Raw genomic sequence first — 15,001 nt, forward strand, 5'->3', positions numbered from 1 at the left:
TGCCGGGATGACGGGGGCACGCCACCACTCCGAATACCGAGAACACGCCACCACTCCGGATAACGGGGGCGCGCCCAGCATTCCGGGACGTGCCGACCTCACGCGTTCACTCGGTAGTCACCACGATGGAGTCGAGGAGGCGGTTGATGTGCTGGACGATACGGAGTCTTCGCTAGGCGAAGGCAATTCCGGCACCGGCGACAGGGTTCGCGCGTCCGGTTGGAACGGCCTGCTGGTGAGCGCCTTGACCAGCACTCCCGCCAGGCTCAGGTACCCGGTCAGGGCGCGACGCGACAGTGCCACCGACAGCACGGTTTTCGTAATGCCCGACGGTAGGGGCCGCTGGGCGAAGCGGTCGGCCAGCCAGTTCTCCAGCAGCGGCGCGGCCAGTAGGCCGAGGGTGACGTGGCCGCCGATCAGGTCGCGGATATAGCGGACGTGGGTTCCGGCAATGCGGTAGCGGTGCACCAGCTGGTCGACATTGCCGACGGGAATGATCAGATCGTGTACGCCCTGGACGGACAGGACCGGAAAGTTCGGTGGATGCTCCCCGGGCTGAATATCGGTGAGTACCGCGCGGATATGCGGCAGGGTGCGGAAGGCGGCGAGGGCTCCGCCCTCGAGGTCGTCGAGGCGAGATCGACTGCCGCGCAGGACCGTGGGGATGGTCGTGCTGGTGTCGGCGTGGTCCAGCAGTCGCAGTGATGCGGCGTCGAGGTGCTCGGGCAGGCTGCGCTCGAGATCCGGGTAGGCGCGGCGCAGACCCGCCAGACACAGCGTCGCCAACCCGCCGAAGCGGGAACCATTGAGCCGGAAGAAGGTCGATTCCAGATCACCGACCGGCGAACCCGCGGCGGCGGCGAGAATGTGGAGCTCGGGCGCGTAGGCGGCGGCGGTTTCGGCCGCCCACACTGTCGCCAGGCCACCACCGGAGTAGCCCCACAGCGCCACCGGGGTATCGGCTGGTCGGCCGAGGAAACTCAAGGTGGCGCGCAGCCCGTCGAGGGCGCGGTAGCCGGGTTCGCGCGGTGTGCCGAATCGGCCCGCGGTGCCGATGTGATCGGGGACCGAGACCGCCCAGCCACGCGTGAGCGCGTGCGCCACCAGCAGCAGCTCGAATTGCGGGATCGCGCCCAGTGCCCGCGCACCACGCCGAAACGCATAGGAGGGCAGGCAGGTCGAGGCGACGGCGTCGATGGCGCACTGGTACGACACCACCGGTCGCGGCTCGGTGGGATCCGCACCCCATGGCAGCAGCAGCGTCGTGACCGTGGCCTCCGGGTCGCCGTTCAGGTCGGTGCTGCGAAACAGCAACTGCCGAGCGACGATTCGCTGCGGAATCATCCCGAGTAGGGCCAGTTCCACCGGCCGCGTCCGCAGTATCGCGCCGGGCTTGCGGCGGCGCAGCCCCGGCGGTGGCGTGTAGAACGCATCCTCCTCGGGCAGTAGCGGTTCCGATGGTTCGATCTCGGTGACCGAAGGCAGTTCACCGATGGTGTGCACACTCATGCCAACCCCTTTCGAACAGCTGTTATCCGACCGCGGATCGCGTGGACTCCAGGTACGCGGCCAGCACGAAGCGCAATTCGCCGCGCCGTGCGACCGAGAGCTTCCGGTACACCTTGGTGAGGTGTTGCTCCACCGTGCTGGTGGTGATGTCGAGCGCCGCCGCGATATCGCGATTGCGTTGGCCGACGGCGGCCAGCTCCGCCACCCGACGCTCGGCCGGGCTCAATGTCTCGAATATGTTGGGGGTCACCGGCACACGTGGCAGTGGGACCGTCGCGGCCTGGGATCGGCCGCCGCGCAATCGCCGCAGCAGCAACTCGGCACCGGCGAGTTCCGCGAGTCGGATCGCTTCCCGCAGCAGTGGCCGCGCCCGATCCGCGTCACCGATCGAACGGTAGGCACGCCCCAAATCCCCCAGTGCCGCCGCCAGTTCCAGCTCGTCGTCTCCCGCCCGTGCTGTCGCGACCGCACGTCGCAACAGGCTCACCCGCCGGTGCGGATCACTGGTCGCCGCCAAGAGCCGCAGTGACACTCCGCCGCTGCGATGGCCATTCGCGCCGCCGATCGAGTCCAGGTGCATGCTGGCGAATGCCCGCGCCTCCCGTGGCCGCCCGGCGGCAAGGTAGGCGGCGGCCACATCATTGCGCCACGGCGTCAACCAGGCGAAGTCCAGCCGCCACTGGCGCATGAGATTTCCGCACTGCCGAAAGTGCCGCAGCGCCTCCTCCGGTCGGTCGGTCGCCAGGCAGTGCTCACCGCACGCGGTCAAATAGGCGAGCGCGAACCGAGATTCGAACATGGCCCGCGGCACCGGCCGCCGCAGCTGCGCGGCCGCCTCGGAGTGCTTGCCCTGCGCGGTGAGCGCCCGCACCAGAACCCCGATCGGCCGCCCCGACCACACCCCGAGGTGCTCGGCGGGTACGAGGTTGAGGGCACGTACCGCATTCTCGGCGGCATCGGCCAAATTTCCCTTCCGCAGCAGGATTTCCGCGCGCACGGCCGCGAAGATGGACTGCCAGGTGGGCGCATGTCGTGCCGCCGCCTCCGCCAGCAGGGAGGCGCACCAGGCATCGGCGAGATCGAGCCGATCGGCGTGGATCAGGCAGTCGATGGCGGCTACCAGAGGTTCCACCGCGCCGAGCGTCAGCCGATGACCGGACAGCAGGCGCTGCGCGGCGGTGGCGATCTCGGTGGGCGGCCGCCGAGCCGACAGGGCGGTGAGCAACTCGCTCGCTTGCCGATATGGCGAGCCCCACTCCACCGGCGCGTATTCACCACCACCGGTCCCGGCAGACAACCGCTCGTGGGGTTGCGCCGGAACGAGTCGGCCACCATGAGACATCTCGGAGAGAGACCACGAATCAGGCGCCACCGGCTGGTATTCGGCGTCATAGGACCGATCGGCGAGTAGACGAGAGTCGCGTTCCGCCGATTCGTTCACGCCGCCGCAGGTCCCGCCGTTGTGTTCACCGAGGGTCGACGGCAAGTCTCGGTCCACCGGTGGGTATCCGCCGGTGCGGGGACTGTCGGCGAGCAGGCTCTGATGGCGCTCCACGTGGGTCGGATGTGTGTATTGCAGCCAGGCGCATAGGAAGTCGATGCGCGGACCGGCGGGGGTGGCGCTGCGTTCCAGGCGGGTCAGCGCGCGATCGGCATGTTGTGCGCAGCCGTGCCACAGCAGGTAGAGCACCGCTGCCGGAATGTCCGGGTGCGGGATCAAACCGGCATTGACGGCAGCCCGTAGTCGGCCGAAATTCCTGGTGCGACCCGACGGATTGACTCGCCACTCGATCGAGACGAGGCGGGTCGCGATAGCGGCACGCTCCCGGGCCCGCGAGCTGGTTCGGTATGCCAGGTCCAGATACTTCGCCGCCCAGGTGAGCTGATCCTCCCCCACCGCATCATCGGCGGCGGCGATCAGCACGTTCGCCGCCCAGGTGGCCCGGGAATCACCGGTGGCGACCAGGTGCGTAGCGACCACGGTGGGCGGAAAACCATTGCTGTACAGCACTCTCGCCGCGCGACCGTGCAGCTCGCGCCGCTCCTCGGCGGGCAGGTCGCGCAGGATCCTCGCCGCGATCGCGGGGTCGGTACACCGCTCTCCGTCGAACAATCCGGTTGTCGCCAATTCAGCCAGGACACCGGGTATTTCGGCGGCCTTCGGCCCGACCGGGGCCTGAACGCCACCGAGTCCGGCCACTGTGAGCGGCTTCACCACGCGCCCGGCCGCTTTCAGGCCGACCAGAGCCGCCGCACGCCCGGCCGCCGCTACTGTGAGCGGACTCCCCGGCAGCCCTGCTGCCGCTGAGCCGAGAGAAGCTGTCACACGCCCGGTTACCCCGGCATCGCGGCGCGTGTCCGGCTTCCCTGCCTCCCCTGGTTCGAGTGGCCCCTCCGCGCGCCCGGGTATCCCATTATCGAGCGAACTCGCCGGAAGCCCGGTTGCCGCGGAGCCGAAAGAGGCCGTCACACGCCCGGTTACCCCGGCATCGCGGCGCGTGTCCGGCTTCCCGGCCCCCGCCGAGCCGGACGACCCCGCAAGCCCGGGTCCCCCGGCCTCGACCGAACTCGCCACGGACCCGGTTGCCTCCACCAGGCGCGAAGCCGCCTCCTGCTCGGCTCCGCTCACCTCCAGCGGAGCTACAACAGGCTCGGCGACCTCAGCGTCGAGCACTGCGGCCACCCGACCGGCGGTAGCGGCGGGGCCCAGCACCGCCACCGCGCGGACGATCCGCACTCGCGTCGGGTCCGCGTCGCGCAGGAGTTCCGCGACGGCGCGTTCCTCGTCGTCCGTTTCCCGGGATCGCGTGTCACCCACCCCACGCGATCCCTCGACGACGACCATGTGTTTTCGGTCCAGAGCGATCGACCGCTGCATACTCCGGTCCCTTCATCGAACGGATGGGCCCGACTGAGGGATGGCACGGCGAACTGGTGTGCGCGAGCGGCATCGTTGCAGCGGTGGCCGCCATCGGCGACCGGAATCAGCCGGGTTGCTGAATCAGGTTACCCCCCAGTGTGATTGGTGCGCAGCTCGGCGACGGAGCCCGAGGTGGCGAGTGGCAGGGGGTGGTAGGCGAGGCAAGCTGCGGTGCTGTCGTCGGCGGCGAGGAAGATCACCGCACCGGCCGCGTCGAGCAAGCCCTCGGCGGCGGCACTCGCGTAGGCGTGGATCGGAGCCGCGCTGTAGGGATCGCCCACCGCCGGGTGCACCCCGGCAATGGCTGTCGATGGCATACCCAGCCGGTAGGCCAGCCGCTCCCGGAATCCGGGTACCGGTGCGGGGGCCAGTAATACGGCCTTGCCGGTGGCGAAGTCACCCGGGTCGATACCCTCGTCCGCGAGGCAGGCGCGCACCACCTGCTCGGCCGCGTCGAGCGGATCGCCGGTGCCGCCGCGCAGTGTGAGTGCGTTGCGTCCGTCGCTGCCCGCCGCATCCAGATCCACCCACGCGGTGGGCCGTGCGGCATCGCCGATCTCGGTGGTGTGCGGGGTGCCGAATCCGCCCGCGTCACGCGATGATCGCAGCAGGATGGCCGCGCCACTGACGCTGTAGGGGAAGTCCTCGCGTTCGCGTTCGGTGGACGGGTGGGTGTCGCCCGCGACCACCAGCGCGTATTCCACCTCGCCGGGTGCCAGGAAGCATTGCGCGGCCATGAGGGCGTGCACCACCCCGGTGGCACCGTTCATGAGATCGAAGGAGAAGGCGGGCAGCTGCCCGGTCGAGTACTCCAGGCCGACCTCCAGGCGCTTCTGAATCAGCGCCGCGACAGCGGGTTCGGAGATATTGCTGTCCCGGAAGACGCCCGCATTGATCACCAGGCCGATCCGGTCGGATGACACCCCGGCCCGGGCCAGACAGGAGCGCCCCGCGCGGTTGGCCAGTTCGAAGAAGCTGCCGGTGTCGGCGTCGGTACAGACGGCCGCGGAAACGATTGCGCTGCTCATACTCTCAAGCCTCCAATCGGGAGATGGTCGCGGCCAGATGTCCGGAGACGACGCCCGATGCCTCCGGAACCAGCAACACCTTGGACCCCTTCGGAATCCGTTGCCCGGCGAGATGTTCGTGCAGCACCAGGAAGTGCGAGGTGGAGGCGGTATTGCCGAAATCTTCATAGACATTGAGCGTTTGCGGCATCGGGGTGTCGAAGTGCCGCTCGGTGAGCGCGCTGATGTACTCGATGGCCGGACCGCTGAACTGGTGGTGCACCCAGTAGTCGTATTTCTCGCTCTCCCAGGTGCGTCCGGTCTCCTTCATGAAATCGTCCATCCGGCTGATGCCCTGGAGGAAGCGCGCTTCACTGGCCAGTGCCCGGTTATCGGTGTACATGGCAATGCCGCTGGTCTTATTACTCGGCATGCCGATGCAGTGTTCCGCGCCCGCCGAGGTCGTCATGAGCTCGATGTAGTGGATCTCGTCGTTATCGTCGCCGCGGTCGTCGACCACGACGGCAACCGCCGCGTCCCCCACCGTGAGCACCGCGAACTGCGGGTCGTAGGGCTGGTTGATCTCCCGGGCAGCGGTTTCCGCACCGGGGGTGATCATCTCGCCGCTGACCACCAGGCCATTGCGCACCACCCCGGCCTTGATCATGCGATCGAGCAGCATGACGCCGGTGATCATGCCCGCGCAGGCATTGGACAGATCGAAGTGCAGCGCATTGGTCGCACCGATGGCATTGCGCAGCATGAGCGCGAAAGACGGTGCGTAGCAGAAGTATTCCGGGCCACGAAAGCGGGTGATGGAAACCGAGATGATGACGTCGATATCGGTGACCGCATAGTCGGAATGCGCCAGGCAGTCGTCGATCGCCCGCAGTGCCAGCTCGAACGAGGATTCGTAATCGTCCGGGTCGGTATTGTGTACGCGACGGTTCTTGATCCCGGTAATGCGCTCCAGGTCCAACGCCCGGGGAACCGACAGACTGGCAATGACATCCTCGGTGGAACGGATGGTGCTCGGTGTGTAGGCACCAATCGATTCGAAGCGGGTACGCATAGCCCCCTACTCTCTGGAGTATTGTGCGAGTTCGGTCGAATTCTGGTGCGGCGATTCGCATTCGGATCGGTATATCCGAAGCCGCCGTCGTTACCCAGTAGCCCCTGTGCCGATCCGAAGGTACCAGTACCCAGCGGTAACTCCAGGTCACATCGGCACCGTCGATCACAGTGGTAACACGGGTGTTCAACTTCGGCTTCGACAGAATGGCAAGGTAGACAGCGGTATTGACAACCTCGATCGAATTCACCCCTAGGGGGTTCACTAGGGGGTTCGGGAGAACCTGTTGCGGTACCGCTGGACACACCAAATACATTGTGCGACAACAGATCGACTACTCGCTCGCGGTAGCGGACTCGTACAGTGTGCGGTAACCTCGCCCTACTGCTCGTCGTATTCAGCGACGAATTCAGGGGGCAGTAGCAATTTCCGAATCCACCATTTCCGCGCTCGCGGTTCGTATTCGCCGTGTGCGCGAATTCCGCGAGGTGATGCCATGACCGCCGCGACCTACTGGCGCGCGCTGGACCGATTCCGCGACATTGTCACCGCCCACCCCGATCGGGAGGCCGTAATATACGCGGCCGGCCGGACCGCCACGGGTCTGCCGGCGTATCAGCAGCTCACCTATACCGAGCTCGACGACTGGTCCAACGCCATTGCCGAGAACCTCACCGCCGCCGGAGTTACCCCCGGTATGCGCACCATCGTGCTGGTGCGGCCGGGACCCGAGCTCTACGCCGTGCTGTACGGGCTGTTCAAAATCGGTTCGGTGCCGGTGATCATCGATCCCGGCATGGGGCTTTTCAAGATGATGCGCTGCCTGCAGGCCGCCGATGCCGAGGCGTTCGTGGGCGTACCCGAGGCGCAGGCGGTGCGAATCTTCTTTCGCGCCTACTTCCGCAGGGTGCGGGTGGCGGTGACGGTGGGCCGTGGCTTCTGGCGCGGCCCCACCCTGGACAGCTGGGGACGCAAACCCACTGCGCCGCTGCCGGTTCGGGAGCCGGCGCCGGATTCCGATCCGCTGCTCATCGCCTATACCACCGGCAGTACCGGACCAGCCAAGGCAGTGGTGCTCACGCACGGCAATCTCAGCGCCATGATCGACCAGGTGGACGCGGCACGCGAACATGTGGCTCCGGGCACCTCGCTCATTACCGCACCGGTGGCGGGAATTCTCGAACTGCTGCTCGGATCCCGCTGTGTACTACCGCCTCTGATTCCATCCGAGGTCGGCGCGACCGATCCGGCGCAGGTGGTGGACGCAGTGCGGCGGTTCGAGGTCAAGACCATGTTCGCCTCACCGGCGGTGCTGATTCCGCTGCTGCGCCATATCGAGCAGAACAGTGTCGCCCTGCCCACCCTGGAGAGCATCTACTCCGGTGGTGCGCCGGTACCGGACTGGTGCATAGCCGGGCTGCGCGAGGTGCTGCCCGAGCAGGCCCGGGTGTACTCCGGCTACGGGGCCACCGAGGCGCTGCCGATGGCCACCATCGAATCGCGGGAACTACTCGGCGATCTCGTGGAGCGGGCTCATCGCGGCGAGGGCGTATGCGTGGGCAAGCCCGCACTGCGGGTGCGGGCGCGCATTGTCGCCATCACCGACGATCCGCTGCCGACCTGGCTCGATGTGGACGAGCGGGCGGAGGAATTGGCGGTCTCTCGATGGATCGGCGAACTGGTGGTGACGGGGCCGAATGTGAGCACGCGCTATCTGTGGCCCGAGGCCGCGAACGCCATCGGCAAGATCGCGGACGGGGAGACGGTATGGCATCGCACCGGCGATCTGGCGCGCATCGACGATGCGGGTCGGATCTGGTTCTGCGGGCGTAAGAGTCAACGCGTGGAGACCGCCGACGGACCCATGTTCACCGTACAGGTGGAGCAGGTGTTCAATGTCGTGCCCGGAGTGGCGCGCACAGCGCTGGTGGGCGTGGGCGAACGCGGTGCGCAGCGACCGGTGCTCTGTGTCGAACTCGAGGCCGGGGCCGACCAGCAGGTGGTCGAGATCGGATTGCACAAGCGCCAAGCGGAATTCGAGGTCACCGGAAAGGTGACGGAGTTCCTGTTCCACCACCGCTTCCCGGTCGATATCCGGCACAACGCCAAGATCGGCCGCGAGAAACTAGCGGTCTGGGCGACTCGGCAGCTCAACTCCTAGGAGGCGCTCCATGAAAGTCGTAGTGCTGCTCTCGATTCCCGCCCTGCGCTCGCTCGCTCAGCTGTCCGGATGGTTCCACGCCCTGTGGAATGCCTGCGGTATGGCGGCGGACGAGCTGGCGAGCCGATCACCCAATCAGCTTCGGGAGGTGCCGTGAAGACATTGGTAACAGGCGCATCTGGATTCCTGGGCGGTGCGCTGGTACGCCGCCTCGTGCGCGATGGCGAATACGAGGTCGCGATTCTGGTGCGTGCCACCAGCGATCTACGCGACATCGAGGGGGTGCTCGACCGGGTGGAGGTGGTGACCGGCGATCTCACCGACGCCGCCTCACTCGACCGCGCCGTCGCGGGGGTGGATGTCGTATTCCACAGTGCCGCACGGGTTGACGAGCGCGGGACCCGGGACCGGTTCTGGGCCGAGAATGTCACCGCCACCACGCAGCTGCTGACCGCCGCCCGGGCCGGGGGTGCGCGGCGATTCGTCTTCATCTCCAGTCCTAGTGCGCTCATGGACCGCTATGGCGGCGACCAGGTCGATATCGACGAGTCGGTGCCGTATCCGAGCCACTACCTCAACTACTACTGCGAGACGAAGGCCGCCGCCGAGCGTCGCGTACTGGCCTCGAACGCACCGGATTTCACTACATGTGCGCTACGACCGCGGGCCATCTGGGGAGCCGGTGACCGGTCCGGACCGATTGTGCGACTGCTGAGCCGGGCGGCGGCCGGTTCGCTGCCGGACCTGTCCTTCGGACGCGAGGTGTACGCCTCGCTGTGTCATGTCGAGAATATCGCCGAGGCCTGCGTCAAGGCGGCTACTGCCCAAAGTGTCGGCGGCAAACCGTATTTCATTGCCGATGCCGAGCAGACCAATGTGTGGCGGTTCCTCGGCCAGGTCGCCGAGGAGCTCGGCTATCGGCCACCGCGCCGGAAGCTGAATCCTCGTATGGTCAACCTGCTCGTCGAGGTGATCGAAACCCTCAGGCGCATACCTTATCTCGCCGCGCACTGGACTCCACCACTGTCGCGGTACTCGGTCGCCGTCATGACACGGACAGCAACCTACGACACCTCGGCCGCCACCCGAGACTTCGGATATCGGCCGGTGGTGGACCGTGATTCCGGGATAGCGGAATTGAAAGACTGGCTGCGGACCGGGGAGGTAGTTCCCGAAACCACACGCTGACCGGCGGCGGGGCGCTCCCCGAATTATCCTTCTGTGACGAGCGGTACCAGCTAGTATTGATTGCACAACCGGGCTCAGGGGTATCCCGATATCACTCCCTGTTCCCGGGCAGGCAATGCAGCACCGCTACTCAATGAGGAGAGCGCCCGATGCCGGTGTTCGATTATGACGGTGTAGCCGTCGCCTACGACCAGGCCGGATCGGGCGATCCGATCTTGTTCCTGCACAATATCGGTGGTGAGCGCCGGATTTGGGCGGACCAGGTCCAGGCGCTCTCGACCACCAATAGCGTGTACGCGCTCGACCTGTTCGGCTATGGCGACTCCGACATTCCGACCGGTGGGTACACGATCGACAATTACGTGCGCATGGTGCAGGAATTCGTCGCCGCGCACGGATTGAAGAATGTCACCCTGGTCGGACACTGTTTCGGCAGTGCGCTGTCACTGCTCTACACCCGGCGCGATCCGCGCAATGTCCGCGCCCTGGTGCTGTGCAATCCGCTCACCGCGGCCACCCTGCGCCCCACCCCGACCGGTCGGACGGCCCGCGCGGCCCGGCGCTTTCCCCTCGATGGCCTCGCCACCGCCATTCGCATCCCGGGCCGCGCCGCCGGCTGGCTGGTACGCGAACAGCTCGGCCCCCGTGGCCGCGATATGACCCGCGAAACCTTCGCCGCCTTCCAACACCGCTGGACCGAACCCCGCCGCCTGCTCCCGGCCGCGGCCATCGCCCGCGATTTCCCCCGCCTCGCCGAACTCGACACCTTCCACCCCGACCCGGCCTTCCCACCCATCACCACCATCTGGGGCGCGAAGAACCGCATTCTCTCCGCCACCGCCGGAGCCCGGCTCAACACCACCCTGGAGCCGGTCCGCCGCATAGTCCTCCCCGACTGCGGCCATCTGCTGATGGTCGAAGACCCCGAAACCGTCACCGCCGCAATCCGTTCGGCGGTCAGCTCGGCCATCGCCAGCTGAACCACCGTGGTGGAACCCGCCATCGTCACCTGTCCCCCGTCCCTGTCGCCTGCCACCCGTCATCCCGGCATGCTTCTGGCCGGGATCCACACCCCCCCTGCGGCGCATCTACCGGCGGATATGGATTCCGGCCAAAAATGCGCCGGAATGACGGGGTGAGTTCCAGCTCCAATGCTGAGGTCGAGCCCCAGCGACGGTGTCGGGGTCCGGCCCAAGCCACACTGTGGGGTCCGGCCCAAGCCACACTGTGGGGTCGGGTTCTAGCCACACTGCCGGGGTTGAGTCCCCATCGTCGGGATCGCATTCGAGCCACGATGTCGGAAACGACGGTCAATTGTCGGAGGGGAAGTCGAACAGCACCGTCCGCGTGGCCGGATCAGCCTCGGCGAGCCGGACTTTCACCCGCTGCCCTTCCGGCGGTCCACCCGTGCACTTGGACAGCACCGGCGGATCGGCCACGAAGATTTCCGCAGGCCGGGTGCCATTGGCTTCGCGCAGCACCACGGCCTCGAAATCGGTTCCCACCCGCGATTGCAGCACCGTGGATTCGGTGAGGTCGATGCAGGCGCGTTCGAGTTTGCCCGCTACGGCGTCGGTGCGGCGCATGGATTCGGCGGCCGCGTCCAGACCGTCGCGGACCCAGGCGGGGACGCCGCTATTCGCGCAGTGGGCAATACAGATCTCGGTGGCGTAACGGTCGGAGAGGCGGCGCAGCGGGGCGGTGACGTGAGCGTAGGTCGCGCCGATCGCGCTGTGCTGCAGGATATTCGGGTCCTCACCATCGAGGACGGTGTAGGAGGCGCCACGGAGTAGGCCGGTGGCTTCCGACATGAGGACCAGGGCGGCGGGGGTGTTGGGGTCCAGTCCGGCGAGCATGCGGCCCACCGATTCGTTCTGCGGCCAGCCCACTCCCACGGCCGCGGCGGTGCGGCGCATGGATTCCACCGCGCTGTGCTGTGGGGGCGGTATGGTGCGCAGCAGCCCGAGGCGTTCGGAACCCCGGTGTTCCAGCATGATTCGAGCCGCGCACATACCGGTGAGCAGCGATACCTGCTCATTCCAGTCGTCGGCGGCGGTACGCGGCTCCACGACGAGCTGCCAGTGGTCGGTGGTGTTGTGCACGCGAATAACGCTCTGCGAGGGCAGGCGCAGCGAGATCGCCCCGCGCGCCACGCCCGCTTCGATCCGCAATCGCCCGAATTCGGGCAGCGCGGCAATGGCGGGGTGCAGGCGGCCCGCATCGGCATCGGCCTGCACGGTCGCGTAATCGAGGCGAGCTCGGGAGCGCACCAGGGCGCGCGTCACCGAATACCGCACGGGTTCGGCGTTTTCGTCGAGTTCGATGGTCCACAGCGCCGCCGGGCGATCGAGATCGGGCAGCAGGCTGGACCGGTCCTCCGACAACACCGTCGGATGCAGTGGCACCGTGCCGTCGGGTAGGTAGAAGGTTTGACCGCGCACCAAGGATTCCCGCGCCAGCGCGCCTTCCGGCGCGACCACCGCCGCGACATCGGCGATGGCGTAGTGCAGCAGGAAGCCCGTGGGGGTCTTCTCGAGATGCACCGCCTGGTCCAGATCCATGGCACCGGGCGGGTCGATGGTGACGAGGGGAATATCCGTGCGATCGACCCGAGAGCCCGCGAACGCGTCCACCGCGTCGCGGGCCTCCGAGACGGCCTCGGCGGGATACGCCGAGGCCAACCCGAATTCGGTTCGGACAGCACCGAAGTCAACCGGTGCCGACACGATCCTCTGATGTAGTTCCACCGGGGTGGGTGGCCCTACTGCAGGGCCAACATGGTGCCGTTCAACTGATCGAACGGTCCGAATACGGTGAAAGTGACCCGACCCTCGGGGTACTGCGACGACAGTACCGCCGCGGCGTCGAGAGCCTGCCCGAACGACGCGGCGGACGGGTGCGGCAGACCCGCGAGGGCCTGCCCGATGTGGTTGCCGGCCACCCACTGCGTATCAGCGGGAGAGAGATCGACCTGCACCCCACCCGGCAGTGGGGTCACCGTCGCCGCCGCGGCGGATCCGGAGCCCAGCACAGCCAGAACAGAAGCGGAACCGGCGATCAGCGCACCGGCTACCAGCTTGGGAGCAATTCGCATATAGAGGAAACCTGCTTTCCGACGTTTGTTGATGCCCTTTGCTCCGATGCCATCACCCGCACCGGAACATTCCAACGCGCACACTTTATGAGATGAGTCACGGTCCCGGCTAGTTCCGGACAGAACGACCGGTCGACACGCCGTGCCGCGCCGAGACCAAGGGTGCCACGCCGGTCACGTTACCGCGCTGTAGGGTTGCCGTCGCATCCGCGGCGAGATCGATTCGCGCGGGCGCCAATCCGGCACATAGCGATTCGAGGAGTCTCTTCCGCATGTCGATGATCGTGTTCGATTACCTGTCACCGCTGCTCGGCGCCGATCAGGCGGCCTATTGGGCGCATTTGCTCGTCATCAAGCCGAATTGAGCGAACACCCCTGAGTGAGCGTGGATTCCGACCGAAATCGCGCCGGAATGGCGAACTCCCGGCATCCCGGCGTGCTTGTGGCCGGAATCCACCATCTCGCAAGATTGATATCGGATCTCTATCGATCCTTTTCCCTCCGGGCGTCGGCACGGAGGTCGGCGACTTCAATAGGACCCTGCTAATAGGGGCGGACGAGTCGGTCTGTAAGCCGGATCCTGTCCCCGATCGAAATCGGGGGACGGTCATCCATCTGGACACACCGTTGCCGGGTGCCTCGAGCAGTCCACCCGCAGACTCGGGCGAGCAGCCCTCGAACGCCTGCGCAGTCGCACTCTCGCAGAGAGTCCGACCTTCGACCTTGCTCCGGGCGGGGTTTACCTAGCCGCGCCGGTCACCCGGCGCGCTGGTGCGCTCTTACCGCACCGTTTCACCCTTACCCACACTTGACAGTGTGGGCGGTTTATTTTCTGTGGCACTGTCCCGCGGGTCGCCCCGGGTTGCCGTTAACAACCGCCCTGCTCTGTGGAGTCCGGACTTTCCTCGACAATGGGCGGCGGCACAACCGTGCCCGTTCCCATCGCCGCGACCGCCCGACCGACTCGTCCGCCTCGCCAGGGTACGGTATTGCGCCATGGAGCGTGTCGAGGTGGGGTTCGATTCCGAGGGCCAGCGGTGTGCCGCTTGGCTGTATCTACCGGATGGACCGCCGAAACCGCGACCGCTGGTTGTCATGGGGCACGGGCTGGGCGCGGACCGGGAGATGGGGTTGGATCGGTATGCGCGGCGTTTCGCCGCCGCGGGGATCGGGGTGCTGGCGTTCGATTACCGGCATTTCGGGGGTAGTGAGGGTGAGCCGCGCCAGCTGGTCAGTATCGCCAGGCAGCGTGCGGACTGGCGTTCGGCCATTGCCTACGCCCGCACCCTGCGTGGCTTCGACGCCACCCGAATCGCACTGTGGGGCAGTTCCTTCGGTGGCGGGCACGTACTGTCGGTCGCACCGGAGGACGATTACCTGGCGGGTGTGGTGGCGCAGTGCCCGTTCACCAGCGGGTGGGCCTCCGCCATGGCGAAGGGGCCGATCGGGCTCACCAAGACCGGCACGGTGGCCATGACCGATCTGATCATCGGCACCGTGCGCCGCAAGCCGATCGGGATTCGGCTGGCCGGACGCCAGCGCTCGGCGGCCCTCATGAGCGCCGCGGATGTGCCCGAGGGTTTCGGCCGTCTCGCCGAGGAGAGCACCGTCTACCGTCCGAAAGTCGCTGCCCGTATCGGCCTCTCGGCTCTGTTCGACGCACCGGCCAAGCGGGTCAAGGACATCAAGGTCCCGGTCTTCTACGCGGTGTGCGATAACGACACCATCGCTCCGGCCGAGCCGACCCTGAAGGCGGCGGCCCGCACCAAGCACGCTGTGGTGAAGCAGTATCCGATCGGGCACTTCGATATCTACTTCGATGACTGGTTCGAGAAGGCCGTCTACGACCAGACGGAGTTCCTGACCGCGGTGCTGCGACCCTGAACCTGATCATTCCGGCGTGCTCACGGCCCCGTGGCGTGCCTAATCCTTATCCGGCCAAGTGCCGGTGAGGGATTCGTATCCGGCGGCTCCTGCGCGGTCGATAGCGGCCTTCACGAGGCCGAAGATCGCACCCTGGAGGACGGCGGCCACCTCCGACCCCGCGCCA

The 15,001-nt window shown here is 66.9% G+C and carries 12 protein-coding genes and 1 other RNA gene; 5 read left to right on the forward strand and 8 right to left on the reverse strand.

Translation table 11 applies throughout. The features are described 5' to 3' along the window. Positions 1-117: 117 nt before the first annotated feature. From NU1_RS08600 to NU1_RS08615, 4 genes are all read right to left on the reverse strand, one after another. A complete protein-coding gene (locus tag NU1_RS08600; protein WP_067519175.1) occupies positions 118-1,509 on the reverse strand; it encodes a lipase family protein in 1,392 nt (463 codons plus the stop codon). Between the two features lie 22 nt (positions 1,510-1,531). Beyond that, positions 1,532-4,327: a LuxR family transcriptional regulator gene (locus tag NU1_RS43095; RefSeq protein WP_157552051.1), complete on the reverse strand. Its 2,796-nt coding sequence runs from the start codon at positions 4,325-4,327 to the stop codon at positions 1,532-1,534. Between the two features lie 188 nt (positions 4,328-4,515). After that, a complete protein-coding gene (locus NU1_RS08610) occupies positions 4,516-5,457 on the reverse strand; it encodes a hypothetical protein (RefSeq protein ID WP_067519179.1) in 942 nt (313 codons plus the stop codon). 4 nt (positions 5,458-5,461) lie between these two features. Continuing rightward, positions 5,462-6,508, reverse strand: a complete 1,047-nt coding sequence (locus NU1_RS08615; protein WP_067519181.1) for a 3-oxoacyl-ACP synthase III family protein — start codon at positions 6,506-6,508, stop codon at positions 5,462-5,464. A gap of 496 nt (positions 6,509-7,004) precedes the next feature. On the opposite strand from NU1_RS08615, the gene NU1_RS08620 reads away from it, so the two are divergent. From NU1_RS08620 to NU1_RS08630, 4 genes are all read left to right on the forward strand, one after another. Further along, the gene (locus NU1_RS08620) at positions 7,005-8,669 is read left to right on the forward strand and encodes a fatty acid CoA ligase family protein (RefSeq protein ID WP_067519183.1); all 1,665 of its coding nucleotides are present in this window, start codon (positions 7,005-7,007) and stop codon (positions 8,667-8,669) included. A gap of 10 nt (positions 8,670-8,679) precedes the next feature. Then, complete coding sequence (locus NU1_RS42695) at positions 8,680-8,826, forward strand: hypothetical protein (protein ID WP_218027816.1); 147 nt, start codon at positions 8,680-8,682, stop codon at positions 8,824-8,826. Next, complete coding sequence (locus NU1_RS08625) at positions 8,823-9,857, forward strand: NAD-dependent epimerase/dehydratase family protein (RefSeq protein WP_218027818.1); 1,035 nt, start codon at positions 8,823-8,825, stop codon at positions 9,855-9,857. The genes NU1_RS42695 and NU1_RS08625 overlap by 4 nt, the downstream gene beginning before the upstream one ends. A gap of 149 nt (positions 9,858-10,006) precedes the next feature. Beyond that, positions 10,007-10,837, forward strand: a complete 831-nt coding sequence (locus tag NU1_RS08630; RefSeq protein WP_067519185.1) for an alpha/beta fold hydrolase — start codon at positions 10,007-10,009, stop codon at positions 10,835-10,837. 330 nt (positions 10,838-11,167) lie between these two features. Here NU1_RS08630 and NU1_RS08635 read toward each other — a convergent pair whose 3' ends face one another. From NU1_RS08635 to rnpB, 3 genes are all read right to left on the reverse strand, one after another. Further along, the gene (locus tag NU1_RS08635; protein WP_084521101.1) at positions 11,168-12,604 is read right to left on the reverse strand and encodes an RNB domain-containing ribonuclease; all 1,437 of its coding nucleotides are present in this window, start codon (positions 12,602-12,604) and stop codon (positions 11,168-11,170) included. 14 nt (positions 12,605-12,618) lie between these two features. Further along, a complete protein-coding gene (locus tag NU1_RS08640) occupies positions 12,619-12,951 on the reverse strand; it encodes a hypothetical protein (protein WP_067519187.1) in 333 nt (110 codons plus the stop codon). A 553-nt stretch (positions 12,952-13,504) separates the two neighbouring features. After that, positions 13,505-13,918, reverse strand: an RNA gene (gene rnpB / locus NU1_RS08645) — RNase P RNA component class A. Between the two features lie 29 nt (positions 13,919-13,947). Between rnpB and NU1_RS08650 the strand changes: the two genes are divergently transcribed. Beyond that, on the forward strand, positions 13,948-14,835 hold the full coding sequence (locus NU1_RS08650) for an alpha/beta hydrolase (protein WP_067519189.1): 888 nt from the start codon (positions 13,948-13,950) through the stop codon (positions 14,833-14,835). Positions 14,836-14,874: 39 nt separating this feature from the next. Here NU1_RS08650 and NU1_RS43100 read toward each other — a convergent pair whose 3' ends face one another. Then, complete coding sequence (locus NU1_RS43100) at positions 14,875-14,985, reverse strand: DUF4235 domain-containing protein (protein ID WP_305778628.1); 111 nt, start codon at positions 14,983-14,985, stop codon at positions 14,875-14,877. Positions 14,986-15,001: the final 16 nt, after the last annotated feature.

Source organism: Nocardia uniformis NBRC 13702 (genome assembly GCF_001613345.1).
Classification (GTDB): Bacteria; Actinomycetota; Actinomycetes; order Mycobacteriales; family Mycobacteriaceae; genus Nocardia; species Nocardia uniformis.

Bases quoted from the DNA above. Each gene is read 5' to 3' on its own strand.
- NU1_RS08640 (WP_067519187.1), bottom strand. From the start codon at position 12,951: ATGCGAATTGCTCCCAAGCTGGTAGCCGGTGCGCTGATCGCCGGTTCC.
- NU1_RS08630 (WP_067519185.1), top strand. From the start codon at position 10,007: ATGCCGGTGTTCGATTATGACGGTGTAGCCGTCGCCTACGACCAGGCC.
- NU1_RS08615 (WP_067519181.1), bottom strand. From the start codon at position 6,508: ATGCGTACCCGCTTCGAATCGATTGGTGCCTACACACCGAGCACCATC.
- NU1_RS08610 (WP_067519179.1), bottom strand. From the start codon at position 5,457: ATGAGCAGCGCAATCGTTTCCGCGGCCGTCTGTACCGACGCCGACACC.
- NU1_RS08600 (WP_067519175.1), bottom strand. From the start codon at position 1,509: ATGAGTGTGCACACCATCGGTGAACTGCCTTCGGTCACCGAGATCGAA.
- NU1_RS08650 (WP_067519189.1), top strand. From the start codon at position 13,948: ATGGAGCGTGTCGAGGTGGGGTTCGATTCCGAGGGCCAGCGGTGTGCC.
- NU1_RS42695 (WP_218027816.1), top strand. From the start codon at position 8,680: ATGAAAGTCGTAGTGCTGCTCTCGATTCCCGCCCTGCGCTCGCTCGCT.
- NU1_RS08620 (WP_067519183.1), top strand. From the start codon at position 7,005: ATGACCGCCGCGACCTACTGGCGCGCGCTGGACCGATTCCGCGACATT.